Raw genomic sequence first — 14,173 nt, forward strand, 5'->3', positions numbered from 1 at the left:
TGGCAAATGAAACGGCAATTCAAATCACCCTCTTATATGAACAATATCAACGAGCTATTTACTATTAAAATATAGCGAAAAGAGATATAGATTCGAAAAAACAGTAAATGTCGGGACATGTTTGAACTACTACACCTTAATCATAAATTTGGGGTTATTTTAATATTTCTGTACCAAGGATTTTTAAATACCCAAAATCTCTACAATTTCTAGCAGCCTTTATTCCTTTGTTGACCTTTTTTTTGGCGCTATCTTGATCTTCATTAGGATGAACAATACTCGCAATTTCAACCTGGGTTGCACCCTCGATTTCTCCATCAAGATAACGAAGATAGTTCCTTAGAGGTTGTATTCGTACATTTCCTTTATGTTGTAATTGATTACCTTGCTCTTCGTAATACTTTTGTTGCTCAAGTAAAAGTTGTTCAGCTTTTTGAATTTGAGCTTTAATCGGCAACGCAGCAGAAAAGGCCATAAAAACTTCATCGTCACCAGCTATTGAGAATGTGATTTCCTCTTCATCCTCCGAAAACGGATTATTGATAGGATATCCATAATCTTTATTGAACTTTGGCGGTTTTGTATTAGCTGGGTCTAATTTTTTTGAAAACTCAGCAACAGGAAAGACGTCGAGGATTCTTTGTTGCTTAGGTGTGATTTTAGGTACAACATTATCTAATTCGCATCGGGCCATGTATTCTTCGTAGCTCTCGTCTTTATTTACCTTGGGAGTACATTTGAAATATCGGGAGAATCTTTTGCTAGTTGGAAATTTAATATACCAAGATTCTTTATGTCGCCTCCCGATTCGGTATAGATGCTGGTATCTTGGGTTTCTTCGTATAAATTCCCATGCCCATTGTTCTTTTGCAACAGTGCCTCTGGGATCAGGATAGCCTTCTGTCTCTCTCCAATTCGGCAGCCAATTGGGTATTTCTGGCGTTTTCCGAGGCTTCACAAGAGCTGGTATTTGTTGTTCATTTGTGCTCGATTGAGAGGGAATTATCTCCTCTATTTTCGAGCCATCTATTTCTCGCACTTTTATCCTCCCAATCAAAATTTTTCCTACTTTAATTCATATAAATAGTCAATCGAATCTTCGTCATGATCGTTGATTCGGGTGCTCAGAGACAGGCAAAACTGTAACATTGTTAATGATGGCTATTCGGTGCAAGCCAATAATTCAAGCTCTATTTATGGCCTAACTAAGCTTGAAGATTTATTCACCTGAGTGAGAAATAGAATAACAAATATTGTTAGACAAATCCTCGCCATAGCCAGGAATTCCAAATTGAAACTTATTTAGCATATCGTTGGAGCTATATATGAAAGTAAAAACTAAAAAAAATACAATGACTATCAAATCTCAAAAAGCAGATCATTATCGTAAGCTAATTGCCAATGACGTCCCCACAAAAGCTAGAACGGATAGCTGGATCAAAGAGCTTCTGGATAATGATGGCACTAAGGGTTCGAAACAAGATGCGCTCAAGGTCATGGATTACCTAAAGGAAGAAATGGCTTATCTAAAAAAATATCAGAGCAATGCATCGACCTGCCGGCTAAATTTAAGAATGGCGGTACATTTCTTTGATCAGGGCGGGTACGACTTACTTGGACATGCTTCTCTTAAGGTTTGCCTTGAAACAGAGCTTCCAAAAGCCAAAAGCCTTTCAACTTTGTACCGAGAAGTCAAGGCAGCACAATTAGAAGTGATATTGTTCGGCGAGGGTAAAATTGGAACAGTCAGAGAGTCAGTTCTTCGTCCTCTCAGTAAATTTGGCGATGATAAAAAGCAGATCAAAAAAGCCTGGAAAAAGGCTATGAAAGAGAAATCAGAATCGCTGGACTTTCCAACTGCAAAGTTAGTAGCAAAGGCTGTACGAGATTTACTCAGCGGTGAAAGAGAGGAGGATACTCGCTGGTCAAAACATAGTGCTACCGATATTGCCGAAAAGATTGTACCTAAGCTAGCAACAATGATGGATAAATATGATGGAAACGTTACAGAAAAACGGATTCACGCAGTTTTGGATTTAATCGAAGAACACTTATTTGAGGAATTCAATTTGGAGGATGCATCGTAATACTTACTTTTAATAAATTTTCGTCGCATGCTTTATTAAGCGTATGTTGAGAACATAAAAACCAATAGGTTCTGATTCGCCAATTGGCGAATCAGAACTGCGGTTATGCAGGGTTTGCAGGCAGAATATCTATAGTTTCTAAGAAGTAATTTTCGAATATACGCCATTTGATTAAAAGCTTAAGGTCCGATATCTGACATTGATATTCGCACCATTAACACCCTGTCAGGTTTGGCGCAGCCACACCATCAACTCAATTTCACGAAATCAAAAACTGTAAAGGCTATTTGAGTAACAACTCAATGTATCCGATAACTTACAGAGATAGATTTTATGAAATTAAAACCAACTAACGAACAAAAACAAATCATCAATCATCTATATGGTCACGCCATGGTTAAGGCTGGCCCAGGTTGTGCTAAAACATCCACATTAGCGTTACGAGTCAAACGTTTGCACGAACTAGGGTACAGTCCTAAAAGCATTGTCATCGTTACCTACAGCAAAGGATTGACCTTAGATATCAAACGAACCTTAGCAAAACAGCTCCACCCGGCAGTGGCAAAAAAAGTTACCGTGAAGACCATACATGGCTTGGCCTTACAGCTAGTTATGCAATACCACAAAAAGCAAGGTCTATCACGACCTTCAGTCTTAAAAGACCAGAGAAAAAAGCAGTTTATTAAACGCTACGCTAAGCAAAACAAACTGAAAATATCAGAACTAAACCAGGCTTTTTACCACTACGAAATTGGGAATGCCGCGAAAGTTGTAGCAACTCTAGGTGAAGAGAAAGCGGCATTGGCAAAATCAGCTTATAAAGCCTATTCCAAGTACAAACAAAAACGTAATAAGGTCGATTTCGAAGACATGATAGGACAGGCTTTGAAATTGCTGAAGTCTGCCCCGGATGCGGCTTTTTTGCTGCGTTCATATGAGCATCTGATGGTCGATGAGCTACAGGACATTAACTACCCTCAAAAGGAGTTTATATTTGAGCTGTGCCAATATATGGAAAGCACCGTGCTGGTTGGCGATACTCATCAGTCTATCTACAAATGGCGTAATGCATTACCGCGCTATTGGGATGACTTGGTAAAAGCCCTAGCGCCCAAGCAATTTACGCTAACACGGTCTTTTCGAATCCCCATAGAGGCATTGCCTTTAGTCAATGACATAGCAACCAGGATCAATAAGGATGCAGCCGTACTTACCAGTAAATTTGAGGGTGAAATACCCGTATTAGTAGACCTTTTAGATCAAGAAGCACAACACAGATGGCTAGCAAAAGAGATCAAGGCCTTGCGAGGTAAAGAGGTCGACATCACCAAAATCGCGATTTTGGCCAGAACCCGTAAAGAATTGAGTCAAACTGCCATTGCCTTACGGGCCCGCGGTTTAAATATTACCGAACGATACCAGCCTACTAAAATCAATCAGCATAGAGCTCATTTGTTGGCGTTAATACAGTTAGTTTGTCTAGAACAACGTCGGGCAGCTAAAGGGTCTAAACGTTTAACCCAGAAAGAGCATGAACTGGTAAAAAACCATATCGAAAACCTATGGTTAGGCAAAAAGTTAAAAGCGATATTGCAAGAACGATTGGCCGTTAAGCCTAAAGCGCTTCTGAGCGTTAAATCTGATTGTAAGAAGCACTATAAGCGGATAAATGTGTTGTCTAATGCTTTAAAACGGGCAGCTAAATTATCTAATGTAGAAAGCTCCGTCCAATGTTTGATAGACGCTACAAAGGCAGTGTTGAAGGACCGTCATGAGTATCACCACAAACTATTACAGAGAGACCTGGTTGACATCAAGATAAAAGCCCGTGATTGCGCAAGTTTGGAGGATATCGATGCTGAATGGTTCGAATTATCTAAAAAAGATGAAAGACAGGGTGTGCAGATGATGACGGTCCACAGCGCTAAGGGGCAAGAATGGGACTACCTATTTCTAATAAACGTGGTTAATGGGGTCTACCCACGATACCAGTCTAAACCTACAGCCCAAAAGGAGGAAAAACGGGTGTTCTATGTGGCAGTGACTAGGCACCATAAAAAGCTCTACCTTCTACAGACACCTGTACCTATAAAAATGATCCCTAAAAAATCAAAAGTTAACTCTGGATTTATTGAATCTAGAATCTTGGATGAACCATCATCCTTTATTGATAAGGATAAACAGGGTTTGGTCTACAAGGTTATTAAAGCTAAAACTACTCATTAATGCTGACTTATTACCATGGCATTAATGTTAGATAGCAAGCTGTGCGATGCCTTTACAAGAAGTGCACAATTTGCAAGTGATTATTGGGGGTGGTTTTATGGGGGTAGAGTTAAAAATACTCGTAAAACGGCTGCTTTTTGTGTGGGGAATGTGTGCTTATGAAGCATAATTTCAACAATATATATTATATAAGCAACTATTCAAATAATTTAAAAGGAGCCAAATATGAACACTACTAAATTAAGCCTAAATCTTTTTCAAAGCTGCCTAGAAGACAAAGGTTTTGAAGTAAAGTTCTTTTATGATCGAGTCAAACTCTATGTTGATAGCGCCAATAAAAAATCGAAAATTGAGCAAATAGATTCTACTGGGCCATGGCATGTAATTATTCCAAGAACACTACTTCATTACGACACCATGAGTCTATTGTTGGATGCACATCAACCCGATTTAAGCTATCTTGAAAAACTTGACCATGCACTAACAGGAGATTATCTAATTAATTATATTGAATTCGCTATGGATATTGTTTCTAGCAACAAAGAGCAAATATTAAAATTAAGAAAGTTGATAGACCAATTACTGGTTTTTGAGCGAAAAAGAAGTGCCTATCAATTTTATTTTAATCATGAGGAAAATACCCATTACTTTGGATCAAGATATAAGCATAAAAATAACTTAGTTATTTATAGTAACAAAGAGTCGAAGCTTGATAAAACAAAACGTTGTGTACATATTGAATTGAGGTTTAGCGGATCGAGGATAATAAAAGGTCTGGGAATATATACTATCCAAGATTTAATTAATTTCTCTCATGAAAATATATGGGATCAAAATCTTGATCTTAAAGATCTTAACTACAATGCATTAGGCCGTATGTTGCCCGAAGCCAAGACTGGTTTAGCAGATAGTTCCTATTGGAGACTTGGACAAAAGATGGCCAATCAATACCGTAGTGTTCAAGAACTTCTGATGATGGAACCACATTGTGCTAAAGCACTGGTGCCAATCAAAGATCGTCGGATGTTCGAGTCGAGGTTGATCAGTGCATTGAAATAAATAATCTACTATCTAATTGGAATGAATGAAATAGTGTATTCCGATAAATAGAGAAAAATTACAACCGTAACCTCCTTTCAACAAGCTCTCAATTGACAATTGTCAATTGAGAGCATCACTGATAACCATCACTTGATTTTACCCTGCCATTTATCATTCTCGGTAACCCTTCAAAATCAGCCGCCTGTTCAAACCTGAACAATTCGGGACCTCGTTGACAGTTTTTACGCATGATTGATCTCCAGCATAAATATTTATAAGCTCTTGATTTTTAATGTATTATATGATACAATATTATTGTATGAAATTGTGATTTCAATTTGATACACGTCCCTTTCATCGTCCCCAATATCCCTACGCGCGTCCCCTTAGACCATCGGGTTTGAAAATCCGGTGCGCTTTCGCGTGCGCGTAGGTTTGGTGCGCCTGGAAGAATTCAACCCTTTTTTATCGGAGATTTTTATGAAGCCATCCACGATTGAAACCCTCGTCCCAGCTATTGAGGTTCTGGCCGACATTGTGACAAAAACCAGCGAGAATTATCAGCAGTTACTGCATCAGCCACAAGCTTATCCATTCTGCCGGGAGGCCGGACGTAGTTTGCGCTGTTTGTCGGATCGTTATGCCCAAGTGTTACTGGCGGCTTTCGACTATACGCCGGATGCGTACGCGGAAGACGACGACTTTGACGACACGAGCGACTCGCTTTCGGAGGAAGACATCGGCTCGGATGAATAAAGGCATTTTATAGCCGCTTATTCTAAGAGCTAGATAACGACGCGTGGCGGCTTGAACTTTATCCAATGCTTCCGCCGCGCGTTTTGTCTCGATAATTATCGATTACAGGAGAGCCTTAACATGGGCACTAAATCAAACTCAACGACACGCTTTGAGCTCGGACAACTCTATGTCACGCCAAATGCACAGGCCGCGCTGGAACGTTACCAGATCAATCCTCTACTCTTGCTCGGTCGGCATATGACCGGCGATTGGGGTGATGTCTGCTCCGAGGATGCCAAGGCTAATGAGGAAGCCCTCCAGTTGGGAGGGCGGCTCTTTTCCGTCTATGTCCTGCCTTCACCGCAGGGAATGCTCGAGGCTTTGGCACCGATCAAGGTCTGGATCATCACGGAAGCCGATCGTAGCGCAACGACCCTGTTGTTGCCCGAAGACTATTGATCGAGCTAACGGTTTAGGCAGCTGTGGGTGCTTCGATCACCCGCACGACTTTTATAAACCTTATTCAGCCAGCAAATTAACAGATGACTGGCTGCTTTGTTATTAATGCCATTTGGAGAAACACCATGACCACAAAAACTGAAACCCCAGCAGCAACTAAAGCCCCTACCGAAACCAAAACCGATGCCAAAGCCGCACCGGAGAAGACAGCAAAAACACCTGATGCTACGGCTGAACAGACCGCTGACTCTGCTTCACCCAGCACGGCAACCACCGACGCGGGCACACGTTCTCTCCCTAACGCGCTATCGCCGGACATTATAGAGCTGCTTACGGAGTTGCGCGATACGGTGAAGGGCTTAAATCCGCGCAAGCATACCCCCAAGACTTTACGTCGTGCGTTGGCGAATGTCAGCGACATTCTGGCCGACATCGACAAACTCTATCAGCAAGATTGATACCTCCTTATTACCTTAACGGTAACCAACCGCTGTCTGTCGCCCCGCTGTTAGGCTGACGGACATCCCATGAAACCAGACGTGACATTGTGATGGGCTCTCCTGCCCAGACTTTGCCACGTCTATTGATCAGGAAAACACCCATGACCCGTCCTTTTAAGATTCACGAAACCCCCGGCCACTTTCAGGTTCTGCGTCCCGTTACCTCGGAAGAAATCCTGGCGATGGCCCGAGCGTTGATTAAGCACCAGTTTGCGCGCGGCAAAGCCCTGACCAATCCCATCGATACACGCAGCTATTTGATGCTGGAATTGGCGACCTTAGAACACGAGGTGTTCTACTGTGTGTTCCTGGATAACCAGCACCGGGTTTTAAAAGCCGAATGCTGTTTTCAAGGCACGATTGATGGCGCCAACGTCTATCCGCGTGAAGTGGTCAAACGGGCGTTACAACTCAATGCCAGCGCGTTGATTTTGGCCCATAACCATCCCTCGGGCGTTGCCGAGCCCAGTGAAGCAGATCGTTCGATCACCCAGCGCCTGATCGAGGCGTTAAAGCTGGTCGATATTCGGGTGTTGGATCATTTCATCATCGGCGGAGCCGATTATTTTTCGTTTGCCGAGCAGGGGCTGTTATGAACACACGCAGTATCGGCAATCAAGGTCCCATATCCGACACGTTAATACACATTAACGTGTCTGGCCCCGTGTCAAATAACGGCGAGGCTCCGCTATGAACGCAATCACGTGTCTATCGATGTCATGTGTCGCGAGCGATGCTGATCGCTTAGCGTTGATAGTGTACCTTGATCATTTGGCGCCATCAGGACGTCGTTCAATGCGTTCATTATTGCAACGCGTGGGAGCCTGTTTCGGCTGGCAAGGTGACTGCGCTGAGTGGCCGTGGCTGTCGTTGCGTTATGCCGCATTGATGCAATTGCGAGCGACGTTATCGGCAGCCGATTTGTCGGTGAATACCGTCAATACCACGTTAGCGGCGGTGCGTGGTGTGTTGAAAGCCGGTTTTCAATTGGGCGCGTATTCTGCCGATGAGTGGCAACGCATTCAAGCGGTGCCGAATGTCCGTGGACGACGTGTCACCAAAGGCCGGCAGTTGACGCCACGCGAAGTGGAAAGATTACTGGCCGCTTGCCGCGCCGACGACAACCCACTTCGTGCCCTGCGTGATGAAGTGATTTTAACGGTGCTGCTGTATGCCGGCTTACGGCGCACGGAATTAGTTCGCCTCAACGTGGACGATTTCAATCCGCGTTCGGGGCTGTTGCAAATCCAGTTTGGCAAAGGCAACAAACAACGCGCCGTCAGTTTGCCGAATCCCGCCAAGCAAAAACTGAAAGCCTGGTTGAAGCAACGTGGTGCGATGGCGGGACCGTTGTTTGTGCATGTAGATGAACTGCCGTCCAAACAACGTCAAAAGCAAAACTGTAAAAAGCCAATGTCGGCAATACCTTCTGCGCTGAGCGCCCATCAAGTGTATGCGTTGTTAAGAAGGCGTTGCCGACAAGCCAACGTGGCATTGTGTTCGCCGCATGATTTACGCCGCACGTTTGTCAGCCGCTTATTGGAACTCGGTGTCGATTTAAACACAGCACGACAATTAGCCGGTCATGAGCACGTGCAAACGACGACGCTGTACGACCGACGTTCGGACAAGAATCAGCGGCAGGCGATGGCGAATTTCAGGTTTTGAATGACAAGTTTCACGTCAGTTCCTAAGTTTCCAGCCGCAGCACTAGGGCCACATTTTTCTATTAAACCTATTTAAACCACTGACCGTGGAATAAACCCCATTCGATAAAATCGAGGAGATTAAGTATGCCTGTAATTATTGAACACATTGATGCGATTGCCCGTCAAAAACAACGAGGCGTTTTATATATCGACTTTCGTCCGACGGCGGATGATGAAGAGCTCTTTAGCTACGACTATGAAGACGACGAACGCCGGCAAGCGCTTTTGGACTGGTTGGATCAACAAAGCATTGCCTGGTGTCGTTGTGCCGAGGTGGCTTCGGAAGACGGTTTTGAAGACTATGCCGGCCAGATTTATATCGATCTGGCGCTGGATGAATCCGATCCTAAGTATTGCCTGTTGCGCGACCATTTGGAATGTCCCGATGGCTCGATGCGCGATAGCAACATGACGTTTTATCACTTGCCGTTAGAAGCTGCTATGCAAAATGCCCACCATGATGAACCAGGGTTTTGGGAACGCTGGGCGAAGGATTTCTAGCAAATCCTTTGGTTGAGGCAGGCACGTTATGCAAAAAATTAAAACGCAAAAATGTGTCCGTCAACATGACTAATCGACAGCAATTTTTAACCGAAACACAACGTGAAAAACGCGATGGAGTGAATAAAAAATAGCACGGCAAAATTGAAAAGTTTTTTGCTGAAAAATTTTACTCAGCAAAAAACACCGCAAAAAACACGGAAAAAAGCGCGTTTTTGAAAACTGTAAATGCGCTGCACCTCAACAACACAAGGTGCAATTCATGTCAGCAAAAAAATCTGAAACCTCACATTCCATTATTCCCAGAATCATCCGTTTTCGTGATGCGCCATTCTATCTGGGGATGGACAAGAATCGTTTTAACGCCGAAGTCAGACCTTCGCTGACCGAAATCAAAATCGGCACGCAAGGTATTGCCTTCGATCGCATTGAATTAGATGCCTGGGCCGATGACTACATTCTTCGGATCGGCAAACTCAGCAAACAAAAACAGGAGCAAAAACCATGGCAAAGAAAATCCCCGGCCTCGTCAAAAGGGGCGATTGTTGGCACATCGACAAAGTCATCAAAGGCAGACGCATTTGCCAAAGCACTGGCACAAGCGACCTCGAAGAAGCGCAAACCTTCCTTGCTCGATTGATGGAGGAAAACCGTCAGGCAACCGTTTATGGTGTTCGGCCCAAACGCACTTTTCGGGAAGCCGCGACTAAGTATTTATTGGAAGCGCAGAAGGCCAGCTTGAAAGACGCAGCGCTGCATTTGAAGATTCTTGATGCCTATATTGGCGACTTGGCTTTGGAGTCAGTTCACATGGGCACCTTGCAACCGTTTATCCAAACGCGCAGGCAAGAGGGCGTCAAAAACCGAACCATCAATTATGGCTTACAGACGGTCAGGCATATATTGAATTTGGCGGCAATGGAATGGATTGATGAATATGGTTTGACGTGGCTAGCATCACCACCGAAAATCAAATTACTCCAGCAATTGGATGCCAGAAAACCGTTCCCGCTGTCATGGGAACAGCAGGACAGGTTATTCAATGAATTACCGGATCATTTGCTGAGGATGGCGCTGTTTAAAGTGAACACTGGTTGCCGAGAGCAAGAAGTCTGTTCCTTGCGGTGGGATTGGGAAGAATATATTCCCGAACTGGAGGCGAGTATTTTTGTGATCCCTGCGCTGAAGGTCAAAAACCGATTGCCCAGAGTGGTGGTGCTGAACAGCATAGCAAGAACGGTTATCGAACAATCACGAGGCCAGCATCCTGAGTATGTCTTTACCTATAAAGGTCATGCTGTGCAGACGATGAATAACTCGGCTTGGCAGAAAGCAAGAAAACGCATCGAACTTCCAGTACGGATTCATGATTTGAAGCATACTTTCGGGCGGCGCTTGCGGGCAGCGAATGTTTCATTTGAAGATCGGCAGGATTTGTTAGGACATAAATCCTCACGTATTACAGACCATTACTCGTCAGCTGAAGTAGGGAATTTGATTGCAGCAGCTGAAAAGGTCTGCGTGAATGAGTTACTTAAAGCCACGAAATGATTTAGAGCGCGCATAAAAAAGGGAATCAAGACGTTGTATCCGTTGATTCCCTTTATTTTACATGGGGCTGGCGATGGGGATCGAACCCGCGACCGGCTGATTAAGGGCAAAATCGTTAACTATGGGACGGACATTTCATTAAACCGTGTTGATGCGGACATGTTTAAAACCTTGGCAAGTCATGAACCGGTAGAAGCGAGGTTGCTGCCTTATCGTGAACCATTCATGATGACGGATTATACATAGGCGCCAATTTCTCCCCTCATTTTAAACCTCGAACTTCTACCTGATAATAGTGTGTCAGCTATTTGGCTGGAGGTTAATACAGTCCATCGCCACTCGGAGATCGTCTGAAAAAACGCTCAACGTGGTTAGCCGTGAGGCAATAATGAAGACAACGCAGGACGATGCAGAGGCGATGGCCGAGCCTCTGCTCTGTGAAGCGGAATTAATAGCTATCAGGCTCTCCTCCATAATCAGTGAATCGCGGAGTATTGCGATTATGAACTTAGAGGTCGCTAGTATGACAGCTTTAGCGGCTGGGCTGGCTCTTTAGGTGTATCGGCTCGCATTTGAAAATGGTCGGGGGCTCACAATATCTACAACTGAACTCGCGTTGCATCGTCTTGGGCTCAATTTAAATGTAACCAGAAAAGTGTTCATGGATCTCTGAAATAACAACTCGATAGTCAAATATCGACCCTAAGACGACGATCAGGATTTGACAATGAATGACTGCTTATTGGCCTTGAGCTGCCTTTCAGCTCTAAAAATTTTAAGTCTTAAAGAAATAGCCTTCGAGCGTTTTCTGCATGCGACGCCCGTTTTTTTTTTGTATTTAATCGCCCACCCCGACCAGTTCACACTATCAACAGCGCTTTGTCAGCGCATAAATGACCAGCGGAAAAGCGGATTCCGCTGAGTTCTAACTCAGCCTATGAGCTTGAACTTCTCAGCCTTGATGAAATCAAATTTTTCTGTTAAACCAAACTATCCACATAGCTGTTCAATGTCGGTCATCTTTAACGTTAACCCGTAGGAGAGCCCGTATGCGTAAACTATTTTCAGCGCCCCAGCGTGAACAATCCCGACTGGAAGAAATCGCCAATAGTTTTAGTCATGGTCTAGGTCTGATTGGAGCCCTGGTGGGCACACCGTCTCTGATCACGCAGGCGGCACGCCATGAAAATTCAGCATTTATTATCGGCGCGAGCCTTTTCTCTGCGACCATGGTGCTACTTTATTTTCTTTCCACGCTCTACCATGCTTTTCCAACAGGGAAGACCAAGCGCGTGCTTCGGACGATCGAGCAAGCGGCGATCTTCATCTTTATAGCTAGTACTTATACGCCGTTTACCTTAGGGGTTCTTCAGGGGACCTGGGGCTGGACACTGCTCGGCCTTATTTGGGGGCTTGCTACGGTCGGCGTCGCGCTGCTGGTGTTCGGTAAAATGTCGCGTCTGATGATTCCTACTAGCCTTTATTTGCTCATGGGGTGGCTCATCGTGATCGCGCTCGATCCCTTATTTGCCAGGATGCCACAATTCGGCGTGCACTTGCTGATTGCAGGAGGCGTGGCCTACACCGTAGGTGTGGCTTTCCTGGCAGTCGATTCTCACCTCCGGTTTGGGCATTTAATTTGGCACTTGTGCGTTATCGCGGGTACGACCTGCCACTACTTTGCAGTACTTTGGTACGCTGTCTAGTCCTGCCGTTGTCAATTGTCTTCTTCCTGGGCCGGCAGGCAAACCCGGCCTGCAGCTCCGCTTGCCAGTTCGCCGGCTGGGCCGCGAATTGTCTCGCCATTGGCTTCATCACTTATCTCGCCCACCACGAAATCAGAACACCTTGGACGGTGCGAGCGGGCAGTAGTGAACTCCCAGAAACGAACACCATGGCCCCGGTCTGCTGCAGCCGATGGTTCGGCCGCCGACGCTGTCCGCAAAGGAACGATTCAAGGGCTTGAGCCCTCACTGCGGCGTGGTAGGCGCACCGTGAACACAGTTTCTGCCTCGCCGGAACGGACGGCGACCTCGCCCCCATGCGCCCGAGCGATTTCGCGCACGATATACAGCCCGAGCCCCAGGCCCTCGTCGTCGCCATTGCGGCTGTCGCTTCGGTCCAGGCCTCGCTCGAGCGGAAGAAAAATCCGTTCCAAGACAGATCGCTCGATCGCCGGTCCACTGTTCGTGACCTCGCAAAGAACGTCCGCCTCCCCGCCGGTCAAGACGACGCGGATCGCCCCGTCCGCAGCCCCATACTTGATCCCATTCGATACGAGATTGCGGAGTAGTTGCTGCAGGCGCGGGCCGTCCCAGAAGCCTCTTGTGTCGCCGGACACCTCCAGCTCAATCAGGCGGCCCGGGTGGCTCCCGCGCAACTGGTCCACCTCGTTCTCGAACAGTGCCGACAGATCCGTATCGGCTAGGGTCATCTTGATCCCCAGACCCAACTGGGCTCGGTTGAAATCAACGAGATCGTCCAGCAGGGCTTTTATGGAAGCGCCACTGCGGATCAGGCGGGATGCCGCTTCCGAGATGTTCGCCCCGGCATTCATGGCTGCCAGATAGGTGGCCGTCATCAGGATCGTGTTGAGCGGGCTGCGCATGTCGTGCCCCAGTATCCCCAAGAACATGTTGCGCGCCTGCTCGACCTGGGTGCTAAAAAAACCCACCGATTCGGCAATCGCCTGGTCGATGGCCTCGTTGAAGCGGACGACGTCTTCCAGCTTCGTCTCAACGGCCGGGTGTGCGTCCATCCACAGGCGGAGGACGCTGGCGCGCAGCGCACGGTACTCGGCAACGAGCTGATTGATGTTGAAGCCGCTTTGCGCCCGCAGCACGGCGTGCGTTTGTGCCGCCGTCTCCGGGGCTTTCGACAGTTGCGGGCCTTTCCCCTTGGACTTGTCGGCCTGAGCTTGCTTGGTCTGGGTAGTCTGCAAGTCTTTGGCCACGGCCTCCAGAATTTGTCGGGCGTGGTCACGCAGAGCCAATGACGTCATGCTCACCGCTGCCGGGAGTTGGGTGGCGGCAAACATCTCCCATTCCGCCAGGATGGTTTCCATGTCCGTTAAGATAAATTCGGCCAAACGCATCTTTGCACCCCACTCGTGGACAAGGTTATATGACTCAACATGTCAGCCTCAGGACGAGAATGGGGTTGGAAAAAAGGGGGAGGTTAATTTTTTTCCACCGCATTCCGCTTTCCTCGGTCGACCCATAGGGGCAATTTTAGCACGTCGCCCTGGCATAGGCTTCATTCTGCAATTGGCTTGAGCCCAGCGCAGTCCTTATTCAGATGCATGCGTATCGATTCAATATCGCGAGTCGCCAGCGGCTGATTAATAAGTCGCGATAAGTTA

15 protein-coding genes and 1 pseudogene are annotated in these 14,173 nt (G+C 46.2%); 14 read left to right on the top strand and 2 right to left on the bottom strand.

Annotation, left to right across the window (positions count from 1 at the left end; all coding sequences use genetic code 11):
• Positions 1-3: 3 nt before the first annotated feature.
• Positions 4-75, top strand: a pseudogene (locus M0R47_RS21830) (hypothetical protein); the annotation flags it as partial.
• Between the two features lie 79 nt (positions 76-154).
• Here M0R47_RS21830 and M0R47_RS01255 read toward each other — a convergent pair.
• Positions 155-1,039 (bottom strand): DUF6499 domain-containing protein, encoded by an 885-nt coding sequence (locus M0R47_RS01255; RefSeq protein ID WP_292549198.1) that lies wholly within the window; start codon positions 1,037-1,039, stop codon positions 155-157.
• A 286-nt stretch (positions 1,040-1,325) separates the two neighbouring features.
• Between M0R47_RS01255 and M0R47_RS01260 the strand changes: the two genes are divergently transcribed.
• The 13 genes from M0R47_RS01260 (at position 1,326) to M0R47_RS01315 (ending at position 12,518) form a co-directional block, all read left to right on the top strand.
• Positions 1,326-2,087 (top strand): hypothetical protein, encoded by a 762-nt coding sequence (locus M0R47_RS01260; protein WP_292549200.1) that lies wholly within the window; start codon positions 1,326-1,328, stop codon positions 2,085-2,087.
• A 333-nt stretch (positions 2,088-2,420) separates the two neighbouring features.
• Positions 2,421-4,313, top strand: a complete 1,893-nt coding sequence (locus M0R47_RS01265; protein WP_292549202.1) for an ATP-dependent helicase — start codon at positions 2,421-2,423, stop codon at positions 4,311-4,313.
• A 225-nt stretch (positions 4,314-4,538) separates the two neighbouring features.
• Positions 4,539-5,372: a hypothetical protein gene (locus tag M0R47_RS01270; protein ID WP_292549204.1), complete on the top strand. Its 834-nt coding sequence runs from the start codon at positions 4,539-4,541 to the stop codon at positions 5,370-5,372.
• 462 nt (positions 5,373-5,834) lie between these two features.
• Positions 5,835-6,110, top strand: coding sequence for a hypothetical protein (locus M0R47_RS01275; RefSeq protein WP_292549206.1), 276 nt, complete (start codon positions 5,835-5,837; stop codon positions 6,108-6,110).
• Between the two features lie 120 nt (positions 6,111-6,230).
• Positions 6,231-6,551, top strand: a complete 321-nt coding sequence (locus M0R47_RS01280) for a type I restriction endonuclease subunit M (protein ID WP_292549208.1) — start codon at positions 6,231-6,233, stop codon at positions 6,549-6,551.
• A gap of 125 nt (positions 6,552-6,676) precedes the next feature.
• Positions 6,677-7,009 carry a hypothetical protein gene (locus M0R47_RS01285; RefSeq protein ID WP_292549209.1) on the top strand — a complete coding sequence of 111 codons (333 nt, stop codon included), beginning with the start codon at positions 6,677-6,679 and terminating at the stop codon, positions 7,007-7,009.
• A 143-nt stretch (positions 7,010-7,152) separates the two neighbouring features.
• Entirely contained in the window at positions 7,153-7,647 is a 495-nt protein-coding gene (gene radC, locus M0R47_RS01290) for a DNA repair protein RadC (RefSeq protein WP_292549211.1), read from the top strand.
• A 199-nt stretch (positions 7,648-7,846) separates the two neighbouring features.
• Entirely contained in the window at positions 7,847-8,719 is an 873-nt protein-coding gene (locus M0R47_RS01295; protein WP_292549213.1) for a site-specific integrase, read from the top strand.
• Positions 8,720-8,844: 125 nt separating this feature from the next.
• The gene (locus tag M0R47_RS01300) at positions 8,845-9,261 is read left to right on the top strand and encodes a hypothetical protein (RefSeq protein WP_292549216.1); all 417 of its coding nucleotides are present in this window, start codon (positions 8,845-8,847) and stop codon (positions 9,259-9,261) included.
• Positions 9,262-9,523: 262 nt separating this feature from the next.
• Positions 9,524-9,901 carry a hypothetical protein gene (locus tag M0R47_RS01305; protein ID WP_292549218.1) on the top strand — a complete coding sequence of 126 codons (378 nt, stop codon included), beginning with the start codon at positions 9,524-9,526 and terminating at the stop codon, positions 9,899-9,901.
• Positions 9,901-10,812 (top strand): tyrosine-type recombinase/integrase, encoded by a 912-nt coding sequence (locus M0R47_RS01310; protein ID WP_292549322.1) that lies wholly within the window; start codon positions 9,901-9,903, stop codon positions 10,810-10,812. The genes M0R47_RS01305 and M0R47_RS01310 overlap by 1 nt, the downstream gene beginning before the upstream one ends.
• Before the next feature lie 295 nt (positions 10,813-11,107).
• Positions 11,108-11,368: a hypothetical protein gene (locus tag M0R47_RS21835; protein WP_366513153.1), complete on the top strand. Its 261-nt coding sequence runs from the start codon at positions 11,108-11,110 to the stop codon at positions 11,366-11,368.
• 493 nt (positions 11,369-11,861) lie between these two features.
• Positions 11,862-12,518 carry a hemolysin III family protein gene (locus tag M0R47_RS01315; RefSeq protein ID WP_292549220.1) on the top strand — a complete coding sequence of 219 codons (657 nt, stop codon included), beginning with the start codon at positions 11,862-11,864 and terminating at the stop codon, positions 12,516-12,518.
• Positions 12,519-12,766: 248 nt separating this feature from the next.
• On the opposite strand, the gene M0R47_RS01320 is transcribed toward M0R47_RS01315, so the two are convergent.
• Positions 12,767-13,906 carry a sensor histidine kinase gene (locus M0R47_RS01320; RefSeq protein ID WP_292549223.1) on the bottom strand — a complete coding sequence of 380 codons (1,140 nt, stop codon included), beginning with the start codon at positions 13,904-13,906 and terminating at the stop codon, positions 12,767-12,769.
• Positions 13,907-14,173: the final 267 nt, after the last annotated feature.

This window comes from Methylobacter sp. (assembly GCF_023227905.1).
GTDB lineage: Bacteria > Pseudomonadota > Gammaproteobacteria > Methylococcales > Methylomonadaceae > Methylobacter_A.